At 61.7% G+C, this 14,905-nt stretch carries 14 protein-coding genes; 6 read left to right on the top strand and 8 right to left on the bottom strand.

Annotated elements, in window-relative coordinates:
• Positions 1-132: 132 nt before the first annotated feature.
• Positions 133-1,245, top strand: coding sequence for a pyridoxal phosphate-dependent aminotransferase (locus BM413_RS13960; RefSeq protein ID WP_091913960.1), 1,113 nt, complete (start codon positions 133-135; stop codon positions 1,243-1,245).
• A gap of 121 nt (positions 1,246-1,366) precedes the next feature.
• On the opposite strand, the gene BM413_RS13955 is transcribed toward BM413_RS13960, so the two are convergent.
• The 7 genes from BM413_RS13955 to BM413_RS13925 all read right to left on the bottom strand — a co-directional run bounded on the left by BM413_RS13955 (position 1,367) and on the right by BM413_RS13925 (position 7,781).
• On the bottom strand, positions 1,367-3,091 hold the full coding sequence (locus BM413_RS13955; RefSeq protein ID WP_091913958.1) for an ABC transporter substrate-binding protein: 1,725 nt from the start codon (positions 3,089-3,091) through the stop codon (positions 1,367-1,369).
• Between the two features lie 78 nt (positions 3,092-3,169).
• Positions 3,170-3,457: a DUF2160 domain-containing protein gene (locus BM413_RS13950; protein WP_091913956.1), complete on the bottom strand. Its 288-nt coding sequence runs from the start codon at positions 3,455-3,457 to the stop codon at positions 3,170-3,172.
• A complete protein-coding gene (locus BM413_RS13945; RefSeq protein ID WP_091913954.1) occupies positions 3,454-3,819 on the bottom strand; it encodes a hypothetical protein in 366 nt (121 codons plus the stop codon). Before BM413_RS13945 ends, BM413_RS13950 begins: the two co-directional genes overlap by 4 nt.
• The gene (locus BM413_RS13940) at positions 3,819-4,748 is read right to left on the bottom strand and encodes a carbohydrate ABC transporter permease (protein ID WP_091913952.1); all 930 of its coding nucleotides are present in this window, start codon (positions 4,746-4,748) and stop codon (positions 3,819-3,821) included. The genes BM413_RS13945 and BM413_RS13940 overlap by 1 nt, the downstream gene beginning before the upstream one ends.
• Before the next feature lies 1 nt (position 4,749).
• Positions 4,750-5,616 (bottom strand): carbohydrate ABC transporter permease, encoded by an 867-nt coding sequence (locus BM413_RS13935; protein WP_091913950.1) that lies wholly within the window; start codon positions 5,614-5,616, stop codon positions 4,750-4,752.
• Between the two features lie 3 nt (positions 5,617-5,619).
• A complete protein-coding gene (locus BM413_RS13930; RefSeq protein WP_091913948.1) occupies positions 5,620-6,690 on the bottom strand; it encodes an ABC transporter ATP-binding protein in 1,071 nt (356 codons plus the stop codon).
• Positions 6,691-6,698: 8 nt separating this feature from the next.
• Positions 6,699-7,781, bottom strand: coding sequence for an ABC transporter ATP-binding protein (locus BM413_RS13925; protein WP_091913946.1), 1,083 nt, complete (start codon positions 7,779-7,781; stop codon positions 6,699-6,701).
• 358 nt (positions 7,782-8,139) lie between these two features.
• On the opposite strand from BM413_RS13925, the gene BM413_RS13920 reads away from it, so the two are divergent.
• Together BM413_RS13920 and BM413_RS13915 are read left to right on the top strand one after the other, a co-directional pair.
• Positions 8,140-8,769 (top strand): TetR/AcrR family transcriptional regulator, encoded by a 630-nt coding sequence (locus BM413_RS13920; protein WP_091913944.1) that lies wholly within the window; start codon positions 8,140-8,142, stop codon positions 8,767-8,769.
• The gene (locus tag BM413_RS13915) at positions 8,750-9,913 is read left to right on the top strand and encodes an isovaleryl-CoA dehydrogenase (protein WP_091913942.1); all 1,164 of its coding nucleotides are present in this window, start codon (positions 8,750-8,752) and stop codon (positions 9,911-9,913) included. Before BM413_RS13920 ends, BM413_RS13915 begins: the two co-directional genes overlap by 20 nt.
• Positions 9,914-9,930: 17 nt before the next feature.
• Here BM413_RS13915 and BM413_RS13910 read toward each other — a convergent pair whose 3' ends face one another.
• Positions 9,931-10,323: a hypothetical protein gene (locus BM413_RS13910; protein WP_091913940.1), complete on the bottom strand. Its 393-nt coding sequence runs from the start codon at positions 10,321-10,323 to the stop codon at positions 9,931-9,933.
• 239 nt (positions 10,324-10,562) lie between these two features.
• On the opposite strand from BM413_RS13910, the gene BM413_RS13905 reads away from it, so the two are divergent.
• The 3 genes from BM413_RS13905 to BM413_RS13895 are packed head-to-tail and all read left to right on the top strand — an operon-like array spanning position 10,563 to position 14,832.
• Positions 10,563-12,170, top strand: a complete 1,608-nt coding sequence (locus BM413_RS13905; RefSeq protein WP_091913938.1) for a carboxyl transferase domain-containing protein — start codon at positions 10,563-10,565, stop codon at positions 12,168-12,170.
• A gap of 53 nt (positions 12,171-12,223) precedes the next feature.
• A complete protein-coding gene (locus tag BM413_RS13900; protein WP_091913936.1) occupies positions 12,224-12,742 on the top strand; it encodes a DUF1993 domain-containing protein in 519 nt (172 codons plus the stop codon).
• A gap of 26 nt (positions 12,743-12,768) precedes the next feature.
• The gene (locus BM413_RS13895) at positions 12,769-14,832 is read left to right on the top strand and encodes an acetyl/propionyl/methylcrotonyl-CoA carboxylase subunit alpha (RefSeq protein WP_091913934.1); all 2,064 of its coding nucleotides are present in this window, start codon (positions 12,769-12,771) and stop codon (positions 14,830-14,832) included.
• Positions 14,833-14,905 lie beyond the last annotated feature (73 nt).

Genomic DNA, 14,905 nt, shown 5'->3' with positions numbered 1-14,905 from the left:
ATCCGCGGCAAGTCCGCGGATTTTTGCTATGTGGCGAAACTTACTTGTTTTGACGCAATTTCCGGTCGGAAAACCGCTACATACTTTTCCTGGAATTGCTCGGATTGACGCCTGAAATTCAAGAGTATCGCCATGCCGAAACGCCCGCCGCTAACCCCGCTCATTGCCGCCCTGCCCTCGACGGTTCCCTTCGTCGGCCCGGAGGCGCAGCAGCGAGCCAGCGGGCGCAGTTTCCGCGCCCGCATCGGCGCCAATGAAAGCAGCTTCGGCCCTGCGCCCAGCGTCATTGCCGCCATGGACGAAGCCGCGCCCGGCATGTGGATGTATTGCGATCCCGACAATCACGATTTGAAGGTCGCGCTGGCAAAGCATCTCGGCGTCGAGCTGAAGAATGTCGTCGTCGGCCAGGGCATAGACGGCCTGCTCAACATCGTGGTGCGGCTCTATATCTCGGCGGGCGATACCGTCGTCACCTCGCTCGGTGCTTACCCGACCTTCAACTTCCATGTCGCGGCCAGTGGCGGACGTCTGGTGACCGTGCCTTACGAGAACGACCGGGAGAGCCTCGACGGCCTGCTGGCAGCCGTGCGGCGCGAAAAGGCGCCGATGGTCTACCTCTCCAACCCCGACAACCCCATGGGAACCTGGTGGGAGGCGGCCGAGATCGAGCGCTTCATCGCGGCATTGCCCGAGACGACCATGCTCATTCTCGACGAAGCCTATGGCGAGACCGGCCCGGCCTCGGCACTACCGCCGATCGACGTGTCGCGCCCCAATGTGCTGAGGATGCGCACCTTCTCCAAGGCCTACGGCCTTGCCGGCCTGCGCTGCGGCTACGCCGTCGGCGAAGAAGAAACCATCGCCGACTTCGAAAAGATCCGCGACCACTACGGCGTCAGCCGCATGGCCCAGATCGCCGGCGTGGCAGCCCTTGCCGATCAGGATTATCTCAAGACTGTCGCAAACAAAGTCGCAGCAGGACGCGACCGCATTTCCGCCATCGCCCGCGACAACGGGCTGGAGCCGATAGCGTCCGCTACCAATTTCGTGACCATCGATTGCAAGGCCGATGCCGATTTTGCCCTGAGGGTGATGCAGAATCTGCTCGCCCGCGACGTCTTCATCCGCAAGCCGATGGCGCCTGTGCTGAACCGCTGCATCCGGGTCAGCGTCGGTTTGGATCATGAACTTGATGTCTTCGCGGAAGAACTGCCGAAGGCCTTGGCGGCGGCACGGGCCGGGTAAGCGTTCGCAGCAAAAATAAAGGCGGCCGAAGCCGCCTCGTTTCATATCCAAGTGTAGACAGCCCCTCACCCTTACCCTCTCCCCGTGAAGAACGGGGAGAGGGAGGCGTGAGCGTTGGAGCTTACTTCTGCCAGCTCTTGACCAGTTCGTCGTAGTTGATGGTCTGGGGCTTTTCCTTTTCGTTCTCGATCTTGAGCTGCGGCGCGAGGTTGCCCTTGGAAACGGCATCCTTGTTCCAGAAGTCGAGATCGTGCTCTTCGGCCATCTTGGGTCCGATATCGCCCTGAACGCCGGCGCGTTCGAGGCGCTCCATCACCTTTTCCTGCTCGCCGCAGAGCGAGTCCATGGCTTCCTGCGCCGTCTTTGCGCCTGATGCCGCATCGCCGATCGCCTGCCACCAGAGCTGTGCCAGCTTCGGATAGTCCGGCACGTTGGTGCCCGTCGGCGACCACTGGACGCGCGCCGGCGAACGGTAGAACTCGATCAGGCCGCCGAGCTGCGGAGCCCGTTCGGTGAAGCTCTTGTCCTGGATGGTGCTCTCGCGGATGAAGGTGAGGCCAACATGGCTCTTCTTCACGTCCACGGTCTTGGAGGTCACGAACTGCGCATAGAGCCATGCGGCCTTGGCGCGATCGTCAGGCGTCGACTTCATCAGCGTCCAGGAACCCACGTCCTGGTAGCCGAGTTTCATGCCGTCCTTCCAGTAGACGCCATGCGGGCTCGGAGCCATGCGCCATTTCGGCGTGCCGTCCTCGTTCATCACCGGCAGGCCGGGCTTGACCATGTCGGCGGTGAAGGCGGTGTACCAGAATATCTGCTGCGCGATGTTTCCCTGCGCCGGCACGGGGCCGGATTCGGAGAAGGTCATGCCCTGGGCTTCGGCCGGTGCGTAGGCCTTCAGCCAATCGAGATATTTCTGGATCGAGTAGACTGCCGCCGGGCCGTTGGTGTCACCGCCGCGCGCAACGCAGGAGCCGACCGGGCGCGAGTTTTCATCGACCTTGATGCCCCATTCGTCGACCGGCAGGCCGTTCGGAATGCCCTTGTCGCCATTGCCGGCCATGGACAGCCAGGCGTCGGTGAACCGCCAGCCAAGCGACGGGTCCTTCTTGCCGTAGTCCATGTGGCCGAAGACCTTCTTGCCGTCGACGTCACGGCCGGTGAAGAATTCGGCGATGTCCTCATAGGCCGACCAGTTGACGGGAACGCCGAGATCGTAGCCATATTTGGCCTTGAAGTCGGCCTTGTTCTTCTCGTCGTTGAACCAGTCGTAGCGGAACCAGTAGAGGTTGGCGAACTGCTGGTCGGGAAGCTGGTAGAGCTTCTTGTCAGGTGCTGTGGTGAAGGACGTGCCAATGAAATCGGCGAGGTCGAGGCCCGGATTGGTGACGTCCTTGCCTTCATTGGCCATGAAGTCGGTCAGGTTGCGCACCTGCTGATAGCGCCAGTGGGTGCCGATCAGGTCGGAGTCGTTGACCCAGCCGTCATAGAGGTTCTGGCCGGTCTGCATCTGTGTCTGGATCTTTTCGACGACGTCACCCTCCTGGATGATGTCGTGCGTCACCTTGATGCCGGTGATCGCGGTGAATGCAGGCGCCAGCACATCCGATTCATACTGGTGCGTGGTGATGGCTTCGGAGACGACCTTGATTTCCATGCCGGCAAAAGGCTTGGCGGCATCGATGAACCACTGCATTTCCTTTTCCTGATCGGCGCGCGGAAGCGACGAGAGATCGCCGATTTCCTTGTCCAGGAAGGTCTTGGCCTCGTCCATGCCGGCATAGGCATTGCCTGCGCCGAACAAGAGGACAATGGCGGTCGTAGAAGTCAGTAAGTGCCGTCGCATGTGTTTCCTCCACAAAAACAGGTTTTCAAACTTCCTGGAGCGGCCACCTGCACCCGGCCGTTCCGACTGTTTCCCCCTCTATACGTAGCGAAACACCCCCACGGCGTAGACTACGGAGAGAGCGAGAGCCCACCACAGATTGGGTCCGACGAGACCCAGCCATGCGATATGAATGAAAGCGCTGCCAAGCAGCGAAACGAAGAGGCGATCGCCGCGCGTCGTCTCGAAGCGCAGGATGCCGATGCGCGGATTGCCGCCGGGCGAAACATATTCCCAGACGCCCATGCCGACGAGCATCAGGAAGATCGTGCCGAAGAAGGCGGCGGTCGGCCAGGTCCATGCCATCCATGAGAAGTCGATGTTCATGGGCGAGGCTCCGATGTCTTGGCCAAAACCGAGGTCAAGTTGCCATCTAGATCGGCGCGAGCGACAAACTTCATCAATCCGGACAGGTGCTCGAAAGCATGCCAGGCGACAAGCGTGGTTTCCGGGTCTTCTTGCATGACCTCCGACCTCAGATCAGCCAGATCATCCAGAACATCGCTCATGGTTGGCTCCGGTGCGTCACCCGAACCGAACGCCTCCGAGACAAAGACCGTCCAATACTGATTTTGTGTCACCGGAATGCGGTCGATGCCGGCCTGCTCGAGCGTTTCAAAAAGCCGGTTGGTCAGCGCTTTCAACTCGCTCACCTCAATCGAGGTTTGGTTTGGCTTCATGGCGTCCATCACACCCTCCCCAGGGCAAAGCCCTTGGCGATGTAGTTGCGGACGAACCAGATGACGAGCGCGCCAGGGATGAGCGTCAGCACGCCGGCGGCCGCGAGCAGCCCCCAGTCCATGCCGGAGGCCGAGACCGTTCGCGTCATGGTCGCGGCGATCGGCTTGGCGTCGGTCGTCGTCAGCGTGCGGGCGATCAGCAGTTCCACCCATGAGAACATGAAGCAGAAGAAGCAGGCGACGCCGATGCCGCTGGCAATCAGCGGCATGAAGATCTTCACGAAGAAGCGCGGGAAGGAATAGCCGTCGATATAGGCGGTCTCGTCGATCTCCTTCGGCACGCCCGACATGAAGCCTTCGAGGATCCACACCGCCAGCGGCACGTTGAACAGGCAATGCGCAAGTGCCACCGCGATATGGGTGTCGATCAGCCCGAATGCCGAATAGAGCTGGAAGAACGGCAGCGCGAACACCGCCGGCGGCGCCATGCGGTTGGTGAGCAGCCAGAAGAACAGGTGCTTGTCGCCGAGAAAGCGGTAGCGCGAGAAGGCGTATGCCGCAGGCAGAGCCACCGCGACCGAAATCACCATGTTCATGACCACATAGATGATCGAGTTGATGTAGCCGGAGTACCAGGCTGAATCGGTGAAGATAATGCGGTAATTCCGCAGCGTCGGCTCATGCGGATAGAGCGTCAGCGACGACACGATCTCGGTGTTGGTCTTGAAGCTCATATTGATGAGCCAGTAGATCGGCAGCAGCAGGAAGATGATGTAGAGCGTCGGCACGATCCACCACCAGCGCGACTCCTCGCCCCGCCGACGCATGCGCCGTTCGATCTCCTGTTTCGACAGGTTGCCTGAAAGCCCGCCTGCCGCCCCGCTGTCGCTGACCGCACCTTCCCGCGCACTGGTCGTCCGTTCGTTCACGCCCGTCATCTCAGCGCCCCGCGTCGTAGTTGGTCATGACTGTGTAGAACACCCATGACAGCAGCAGGATGATCAGGAAGTAGACAAGCGACATTGCCGCCGCCGGTCCGAGGTCGAACTGGCCGAGCGCCATCTTGACCAGGTCGATCGACAGGAAGGTCGTCGAGTTGCCCGGCCCGCCGCCGGTGACGACGAAGGGCTCGGTGTAGATCATGAATGAGTCCATGAAGCGCAGCAGCACCGCGATCAGAAGCACACGCTGCATCTTGGGCAACTGGATGTAGCGGAACACGGCCCAACGCGATGCGCCATCGATCTTTGCCGCCTGGTAGAAGGCGTCGGGGATCGAGACCAGACCGGCATAGCAGAGCAGCACGACGAGGCTCGTCCAGTGCCAGACATCCATGACAATGACGGTGACCCAGGCATCGAACGGGTCGCGCACGTAGTTGTAGTCGATGCCGATCCGGTTGAGATAATAGCCGAGCAAGCCGATGTCGCCGCGCCCGAACACCTGCCAGATGGTCCCGACGACGTTCCACGGGATCAGCAGCGGCAGCGCCATCAGCACGAGGCAGACCGGCACGCCCCAGCCTTTACGCGGCATGTTCAGCGCAATGAGGATTCCGAGCGGCACCTCAATCGCCAGGATGATGCCGGAGAATACCAGGTTGCGGCCAATCGCGGCCCAGAACCGGCTCGATGACAGCAATTCCTGGAACCATTCGGTTCCGGCCCAGAAGAACTGGTTGTTGCCGAAGGTGTCCTGCACGGAATAGTTCACCACCGTCATCAGGGGGATGACCGCAGAGAACGCCACCAGCACCAGCACAGGCAGCACCAGGAACCAGGCCTTGTTGTTCAAGGTCTTTTCCATGGATTACGCTCCCATCTCGACGCGCCAGGAATCGGCGTAGATGTTTATCCCTGCCGGGTCGAAGCGGACCTTGGGTTCGGCCGGAATGTCGTCATCCTCACCGAGGATCGCCGCGATGCCGCGCCCTTCCAGTTCGGCGCGCACGATCTTGTGGCGGCCTATGTCTTCCACTTTGGTGACCGATATCGGCATTCCCTCGCGGCCCAGCCGCACATACTCCGGCCTGATGCCGAGTTCGACCTTGCTCTCCCCGGCCGTCTTCGGCACGCCGGGCAGCGCGATCGACTGGCTGCCAAGCCGCGCATTCTTGCCTTGTATATCGACCGGCATGAGATTCATGCCGGGCGAGCCGATGAAGTAGCCGACGAATGTATGCCGTGGCCGCTCGAACAGTTCCGCCGGCGTGCCGATCTGGACGATCTCGCCCTCGAACATCACCACAACCTTTTGCGCGAAGGTCAGAGCTTCAGTCTGGTCGTGCGTCACATAGATTTCGGTGTAGCCGAAGCGCTGGTGAAGCTGCTTCAGCTGCGAGCGCAGCACCCATTTCATATGCGGGTCGATGACCGTCAGCGGCTCGTCGAACAGGATGGCGTTGACGTCGGAGCGCACGAGGCCGCGGCCGAGCGAAATCTTCTGCTTCTGGTCGGCTGTGAGGCCCCGCGCCTTGCGGTTCGCCCAGTCCCCCAGATCGATCATCTTCAGCGTCTCACGAACCTTCTTGTCGACTTCGCTCTCGGTGACGCCTCGGTTGCGCAGCGGAAAGGCGAGATTATCGTAGACCGTCATCGTGTCGTAGATGACCGGGAACTGGAACACCTGCGCGATGTTGCGCTCCTGCGTCGACAGTTCGGTGACGTCGCGACCGTCGAAACGCAGGCGGCCGTGCGACGGGTGCAGCAGCCCGGAGATGATGTTGAGCAACGTCGTCTTACCGCAACCGGACGGCCCGAGCAGCGCGTAAGCACCGCCATCCTCGAATGTGTAGTGGATTTCCTTCAGCGCGTAGACGGTGGCTGCTTTCGAGGGCCCTGCGTAGGCGTGGCGGATATGGTCGAGTTCGATGCTTGCCATGATCCCCCCTACGCCGCCTGCGCCTGAACGATTTCGGCAGAACGGCCCGTCTCATCGAACACCATCAGATGCCGCGGATCGATGAAGACCTCGATCGTCTGGTCCGGATCGAACACCTGGATGCCATGCGCCAGCATCACCCAATGAACGTCGGCGAAGTCGAGATGAACGAAGCTTTCCGAGCCGGTCACCTCCGTCACCTTTACCTTGGCCGTCACCGACACCGCCTCGCGGTTCGGACGTTTCAGCGACAGGTGATGCGGCTGGAAGCCGACCGTGTAGGTGGCGTCCGCGATGCCCTTGAGTTCGGACGGCACTGGCAGGTTGACGCCGCCGTCTAGGAGGAAACTCGCCCCCCTCTTGCGCAGCACGATCGTGTTGAGCGGCGGGTCGGAAAAGGTTCTCGCCGTCACCAGGTCGTGTGGCCGGCGGAACACGTCGATGGTCGGGCCGAACTGCGTTACCCTGCCCTGCGACAGCGTCGCGGTGTTACCGCCTAAGAGCAGCGCCTCGGACGGTTCGGTCGTCGCATAGACGAAAATCGCACCAGATTCGGCGAATATCTTCGGCAGTTCGGCGCGCAGTTCCTCGCGCAACTTGTAGTCGAGATTGGCCAAAGGCTCGTCGAGCAGCACCAGCCCGGCATTCTTGACGATGGCGCGCGCAAGCGCGGTACGCTGTTGCTGGCCGCCGGACAGGTTGAGCGGCGTGCGGTCAAGATAAGGTGCGAGTTTCAGAAGCTCAGCCGCGCGGCGAACCTCCTTGTCGATCTTCGCGCTGTCGACACCGGCAACCCGCAGCGGCGAAGCGATGTTTTCATAGACGGTCATCGCGGGATAATTGATGAACTGCTGGTAGACCATGGCCACCCGGCGCTTCTGCACCGGCATGCCGGTCACATTCACGCCGTCGAACCACACCGTTCCGGAGGTCGGGACGTCGAGACCTGCCATCAGCCGCATCAGGCTGGTCTTGCCCGAAAGCGTCGGCCCGAGAAGCACGTTGAGGGAGGCGTGATGAAGCGTTAGGTCGACCGCATCGATATGCGTGTCGGCGCCGACAACCTTCGTTACCCGTTTGAGTTCAAGCATAGTCGCCACGCTCCTCCCTGCGGCAGGCCATTTTTCGATCATGTTTGATCTTCGAACATTTTGCAATTCGTTTTCGCTTTTGTTTCGTTAATGGCTCAAATGAATTGCATATCGGTTCAGTTGACGCAGCGTATTGCTATCCCACCGGCGCGCTGGAGACGCGCCGGCTGGCTGAAAACAAGCCGGAAATATGAGAACGCAGACGCCGGGACGCCCATTCACGAGCGCCCGAGAAGCTGACGCGGCGTGATCAGGTCGAATCAGCTTCGGTCGGAAATGAAGCCTACTTCAATGCATTACGCCCCTTGAATTAATTGAACGTTCGTTTTATTATCACTTCATCAAGCTGGAAAACGCTATGGCGCGTACGATTGGTTCCGACGGCGGCAGGACGGAAGCCGCAATCCGCGAGGCGGCGATCAGCCTCATGGCCCGCTTCGGCTACGAGGCGGTTTCCATGCGCCAGCTTGCAGCCGAAGTCGGCGTGCAGGCCGCTGCGCTCTACCGCTATTTTCCGACTAAGGAAGACCTGCTCTTCACACTGATGCGCGAGCATATGGATGGGTTGCTTGCGACGTGGGAGGCGGCGCGCCCGGCCAAGGCCGATCCGCGCGCGCGCCTTAACGCGTTCGTGCGCAACCATATCCATTTCCATGTCGCGCGCCGGCACGCCACCCATGTCTCCAACATGGAACTGCGCGCCCTTTCGCGCAATAATCTCACGCAAATCCTGCGCCTGCGCACCGCCTATGAGAAGGAATTGCGCCAGATCCTGCGCGACGGCGCGGAGGCCGGGACCTTCGTGATCGACGACTCCGGACTGACCGCGATCGCCATCATCCAGATGATCACCGGGGTCATCGTCTGGTTCCGCCCGGACGAGCGGCTTTCAGTGGAAGAAGTAGCCGAGACCTATCTCGCAATGACAATGCGCCTGACAGGCGCGGAAAACGCCAGGGAGAACACCCATGTACACGCACACGCTTGACTTCGGGCACGGCGAGGACATCGATGCGCTGCGCGACATGGTGCGCCGCTTCGCGCAGGACCGCATCGCGCCGAACGCCGCCGAGATCGACCGGAGCAACGAGTTTCCCGCGCATCTGTGGGCAGAAATGGGTGCGCTCGGCCTCCTCGGCATGACCGCCGACCCGGATTTCGGCGGCACCGGCATGGGCTATCTCGCGCATGTCGTGGCCATGGAGGAGATTTCCCGCGCGTCGGCCTCGGTCGGCCTGTCCTATGGCGCGCATTCCAATCTCTGCGTCAACCAGATCAACCGATGGGGGACCGCAGCGCAGAAGGAGAAATACCTGCCTGCGCTCTGCTCGGGCGAGAATATCGGCGCGTTGGCCATGTCAGAGCCGGGCGCGGGTTCTGATGTCGTGTCGATGCGCCTGCGCGCCGAAAAGCGTAACGACCGCTTCGTGCTCAATGGCAACAAGATGTGGATCACCAATGGACCGGATGCCGATACGCTGGTGGTCTATGCCAAGACCGAACCGACAATGGGCTCGCGCGGCATCACCGCCTTCATCATCGAGAGCAAGATGAAGGGTTTTTCTGTCGCCCAGAAGCTGGACAAGCTGGGCATGCGTGGCTCCAATACCGGCGAACTCGTCTTCGAGGATGTCGACGTGCCTTTCGAGAATGTGCTCGGGCAGGAAGGACGCGGCGTCGAGGTGCTGATGTCGGGGCTGGACTATGAACGCACCGTGCTCGCCGGCGGCCCGCTCGGCCTCATGGCGGCATGCCTGGATGTCGCCGTGCCTTACGTGCAGACCAGGCGCCAGTTCGGACAGGCCATCGGCGATTTCCAGCTCGTTCAGGGCAAACTTGCCGACATGTACGCCAACATGAATGCCGCCAAGGCTTACGTCTATGCTGTCGCCTCAGCCTGCGATCGCGGCCAGACGACACGCAAGGATGCCGCCGGCTGCGTGCTCTTCGCCGCAGAAAAGGCAACCCTGATGGCGCTCGACGCGCTGCAGCTTCTCGGTGGCAACGGCTACATCAACGACTATCCGACCGGCCGCCTGCTGCGCGACGCCAAGCTTTACGAGATTGGCGCCGGCACTAGCGAAATCCGCCGCTGGCTGATCGGGCGGGAGATTATGGCGGAGGGCGTGTGACAACGCTCCCCGCCAAATCACTGGAAGGCCTTCGGCAAATCCACAGTGGGCTTGGAGACGATCTGGTGCGAATCCTTCCAGAGAAGCTCGCGCTCGCCAGCGGTTCGGATGCTGCGAACAGGCAAGCCCCCCTCCTCGATCAGCCATGCGCAATAACGCGCCCGGCTGATCGCCTCCGCGGCGTGCGGATCGAACCAGCAAATACCCCAGATCGAATTGCGCCGCTTGAAATGCCGGCCAATTTGCTTTGGTACCGGCAAGTGCAAGCTGAACCAATCGAACTGATGTTCCAGTTCGTCCAGAATCCAATAAGGACAGCCGTTCCGGTAGAGGTACCAGGACGCCTGAAAAAAGCCGGCCTCCACCCGGCTCGCCGGATGGATGAGCGGCGTCACGAACCGCACATACATGGTGATCGCCGCGCCGATTACGCGCGGCGCGTTCCTCTCAAGTTTCGAGATATTCAGGGTGCAGAAATGCCGCCTTCGGCGGCTCTAGGCCTCTGCCGAAGGGAGACTTTTCAGAGGGCGCATATGGATGCGTCTCATTGGTCATCTCCTCGAGGATACGATACGATCCGCCTGGGCGGGGAGCGGGCATCTACACGCTTTCCCTTGCCTGATCAAGATTTTTCATAAAGCAGGTCTTCATGCCCGCCCTAACCTCTTCTATCTCCCCCGCCTCCGACGCCTTCAAAACCAATGCCGGGCGCATGCGCGAACTGGTTGCCGATATTGCCGAGAAGGCGGCAACCGTCGAGCTGGGTGGCTCGCAGGAAGCGCGGGAGCGCCATGTCTCGCGTGGAAAGCTGCTGCCGCGCCAGCGGCTTGCCCAGCTTGTCGATCCCGGCTCGCCCTTTCTGGAAGTCGGCCAGTTTGCCGCCTGGAACATGTATGACGGCGATATCTCCGCCGCCGGCATGATCGCCGGCATTGGTCGGATCGAAGGCCGCGAGGTGATGATCGTCGTCAACGACGCCACCGTGAAGGGTGGCACTTATTATCCGATCACGGTGAAGAAGCATCTGCGGGCGCAGGAAATTGCCATGCAGAACAATCTGCCTTGCGTCTATCTGGTCGACAGCGGCGGCGCCAATCTGCCGAACCAGGACGAGGTGTTTCCCGACCGCGACCATTTCGGCCGCATCTTCTACAACCAGGCCAACATGTCAGCGGCAGGCATTCCGCAGATCGCCTGCGTCATGGGCTCGTGCACGGCGGGCGGCGCTTACGTGCCGGCGATGTCGGACGAAACCATCATGGTGCGCAACCAGGCCACCATCTTTCTCGGCGGCCCGCCGCTGGTGAAGGCGGCGACCGGCGAGGATGTGAGTGCCGAAGATCTCGGCGGCGCCGAGGTCCACACGCGCCAGTCGGGCGTGGCCGACCACTACGCCATGGATGACGAGCACGCGCTGGCGATCACACGGCGCATCGTCAAAAACCTGAATCGGAACAAGAGCGTAAGCCTGAACTTACAGAAGCCGATTCAACCGCTTCACGATCCGCATGAGATCTACGGCGTCATTCCCGCCGACATCCGCCAGCCCTATGACGTGCGCGAGGTCATTGCCCGCATCGTCGACGGCTCGGAGTTCGACGAGTTCAAGCAGAACTATGGCACGACGCTGGTCACCGGCTTTGCCCATCTTTACGGCATGCCCGTCGGCATCATCGCCAACAATGGCGTACTGTTTTCCGAAAGCGCGCTGAAGGGCGCGCATTTCATCGAACTGTGCTGCCAGCGCAAGATTCCACTGATCTTCCTGCAGAACATCACCGGCTTCATGGTCGGCCGCAAATACGAGGCCGGCGGCATCGCCAAGGACGGCGCCAAGCTGGTGACGGCGGTCGCCACCGCGCAGGTGCCGAAGGTGACGATGATCATCGGCGGCTCGTTCGGCGCCGGCAATTACGGCATGTGCGGCCGCGCCTATTCGCCCCGCTTCCTGTGGATGTGGCCGAACGCACGCATATCGGTGATGGGCGGCGAGCAGGCTGCAACCGTGCTTGCCATGGTCAAGCGCGAGGGCATCGAGCGCAAGGGCGGCGAATGGACCGCTGAGGAAGAAGCGAAATTCCGCAAGCCGATCCTGATGAAATACGAGCATGAGGGCCAGCCGCTCTATTCGTCGGCGCGCCTGTGGGACGACGGCATCATCGACCCGGCGAAATCGCGCGAGGTGCTGGCGCTGAGCTTAAGTGCTGCGCTGAACGCGCCGGTGGCGGAGACGAAATTCGGCGTGTTCAGGATGTGACAACAGGCTCACGCGCCGCAGCAGCTACACGATCAACCAAACCGCGAGACACCATGTCCCTTTCTCTCTACGACATTTCGATACCCGTCTTCATCACGGCGCTCAGGAACCTGTCGCACAATCTGCATAAAGGCGAAGCTTACGCCGTTGAACAGGGAATAGCAGAAGAAGAGCTGACCACCGCTCGGCTCTTTCCCGACATGCTGCCGTTGACGGGCCAGATACAGCGAGCTTCGGATACGGCCCGTTTCGTGGCAGTGCGCGTAGGCCAGACCGAGCCGCGCCCGATGGCGGATAATGAGGTTTCCCTTGCCGATCTTCAGGCCCGCATCGCGGCCACGATCGACTATCTGAGTGCTGTCGCACCCAATAGCATGGATGGCCGCGAGACCTCCGCTGTAAGTTTCAAGGCCGGGCCACGGACGCTGGACTTCACCGGCACGAGCTACATTCTCGGCTTTGCGCTGCCCAACTTCTATTTCCACGTAACGACGGCCTACGCCATTCTTCGGCACAAGGGCGTCCCGCTCGGCAAGACAGACTTTCTTGCCGGCGCAAGCGCCCGTTCGTAGAGAGACACCGGCTCCGAGGAACCGCCATGTTCACCAAAATCCTGATTGCCAACCGCGGCGAGATCGCGTGCCGGGTCATCCGCACGGCGCGGCGCATGGGTATTGCCACCGTGGCGGTCTATTCCGACGCCGACGCGAAATCGCTTCATGTCGCCATGGCTGACGAGGCTGTACATATCGGCCCCTCACCCGTCGGTGAAAGCTATCTGCGCGGCGAAAAGATCATCGCTGCCGCCAAGGCGACCGGCGCCGAGGCAATTCACCCCGGCTACGGCTTTCTTTCGGAGAACCCGGCTTTCGTCGATCAGGTGACTGAAGCCGGCCTCGTCTTCATCGGCCCTTCAGCGGCGTCGATCCGCGCCATGGGGCTGAAGGACGCCGCCAAGCGGCTGATGGAAAAGGCCGGCGTGCCGGTCGTTCCGGGCTATCACGGCGAAGCGCAGGAAATCGTCATTCTCGCCTCCAAGGCGCGCGAGATCGGCTATCCCGTCTTGATCAAGGCGCGCGCCGGCGGCGGCGGCAAGGGCATGCGCAAGGTCGAGCGTCCGGAGGATTTTCCCGAGGCACTTTCAAGCGCGCGGCGCGAGGCCAAGGCGGCGTTTGGCGACGACCGGGTGCTGGTGGAAAAATATGTCGACAAGCCGCGCCATATCGAGGTGCAGGTGTTCGGCGACAATCACGGCCACGCTGTGCATATGTTCGAGCGCGACTGTTCCGCCCAGCGCCGCCACCAGAAAGTCATCGAGGAGGCTCCCGCCCCCGGCATGACCGCGGAAATGCGCAAGGCGATGACCGACGCGGCGGTGAAGGCGGCGAAGGCCATAAGCTATTCGGGCGCCGGCACGATCGAGTTCATCGTCGATGCCTCGCAAGGGCTCAAGCCCGACCGCTTCTGGTTCATGGAGATGAATACGCGCCTGCAGGTCGAGCATCCGGTGACGGAGATGATCACCGGCGTCGATCTGGTCGAATGGCAGTTGCGGGTCGCGGCCGGTGAAAAGCTGCCGAAGACGCAAAGCGAGATCAAGCTCGACGGCCATGCTTTCGAGGCCCGCATCTATGCCGAAGACCCGGCCAAGGGCTTTCTGCCGGCCATCGGCACGCTGCACCGCCTCGGCTTCCCGGTCGAGGCTCCAGCAGGTGCCACCATGCGCGTCGAGACCGGCGTGCGCGAGGGCGATGCGATCTCGCCCTTCTACGATCCGATGATCGCCAAGCTGGTGGTTCATGCAGCCGACCGGCAGGTCGCACTCGATGCGCTGGGCGAGACGCTAAAGGCTACCGAAATCGCCGGCTCGGTCACCAATGTCGCATTTCTCGCGGCGCTGGCGGCGGATGCGGATTTTGCCAGCGGCGATGTCGATACCGGCCTGATCGACCGTAAGCAGGCGGCGCTGACGGTGACGGCCGTGCCGGATAATCGCACCATCGCGCTGGCAGCGCTCGCCGCATCCGGCATGGGCGAGCAGCAGCCGACGGACGATCCGTGGTCGGCACTCGCCGGTTATTCGCATTTCCACCCGATTGCCCGGCGGACGACGCTTCGGTTTGGCGAGGAGGAGTTCGCGGCGAGTGTTGTCGTGAAGCAGGATGGGCGGCTCGAAGTTATGATCGACAGCGCTGCCCCTCATCCGCCTGCCGGCACCTTCTCCCCGTATAGTGACGGGGAGAAGAAGGCTGGCCGCAACCTTGCCGCCTCTTCCTTCTCCCCGTTCACGGGGAGAAGGTGGCCCGAAGGGCCAGATGAGGGGCAGCGCCAAGGTTGCAATTTCACCCGCTGGCCTGGCCACATAACCGTGTTCGAAGGTGGTCACGCCTTCACCTTCGTCGTTCCCGATCCCTTCGCGCATGCAGCGGACGCCGGCAGCAGCGGTTCCATGCGCGCGCCGATGCCCGGCTTGGTCAAGGTCGTGCGGGCGATGAAGGGCGATGCCGTGATCAAAGGCCAGCCGCTGCTCATTCTCGAAGCCATGAAGATGGAGCACACGATCGCCGCCCCGCATGACGGTGTCATCGCCGAGATCGCGGTCGAAGGTTCTCAGGTGACTGACGGGACCGTGCTTGTGCGGTTTGCCGAGGAAGCGGGATAGGGTCGGCTTCGGCCTTTGTGCGTCCTTCGAGGCTCGCTACGCTCGCACCTCAGGATGAGGGAGGATGTGCGGG

Source organism: Mesorhizobium sp. YR577 (assembly GCF_900116595.1).
GTDB lineage: Bacteria > Pseudomonadota > Alphaproteobacteria > Rhizobiales > Rhizobiaceae > Mesorhizobium_M.
This window is presented reverse-complemented; position numbering and strand designations above follow the sequence as displayed.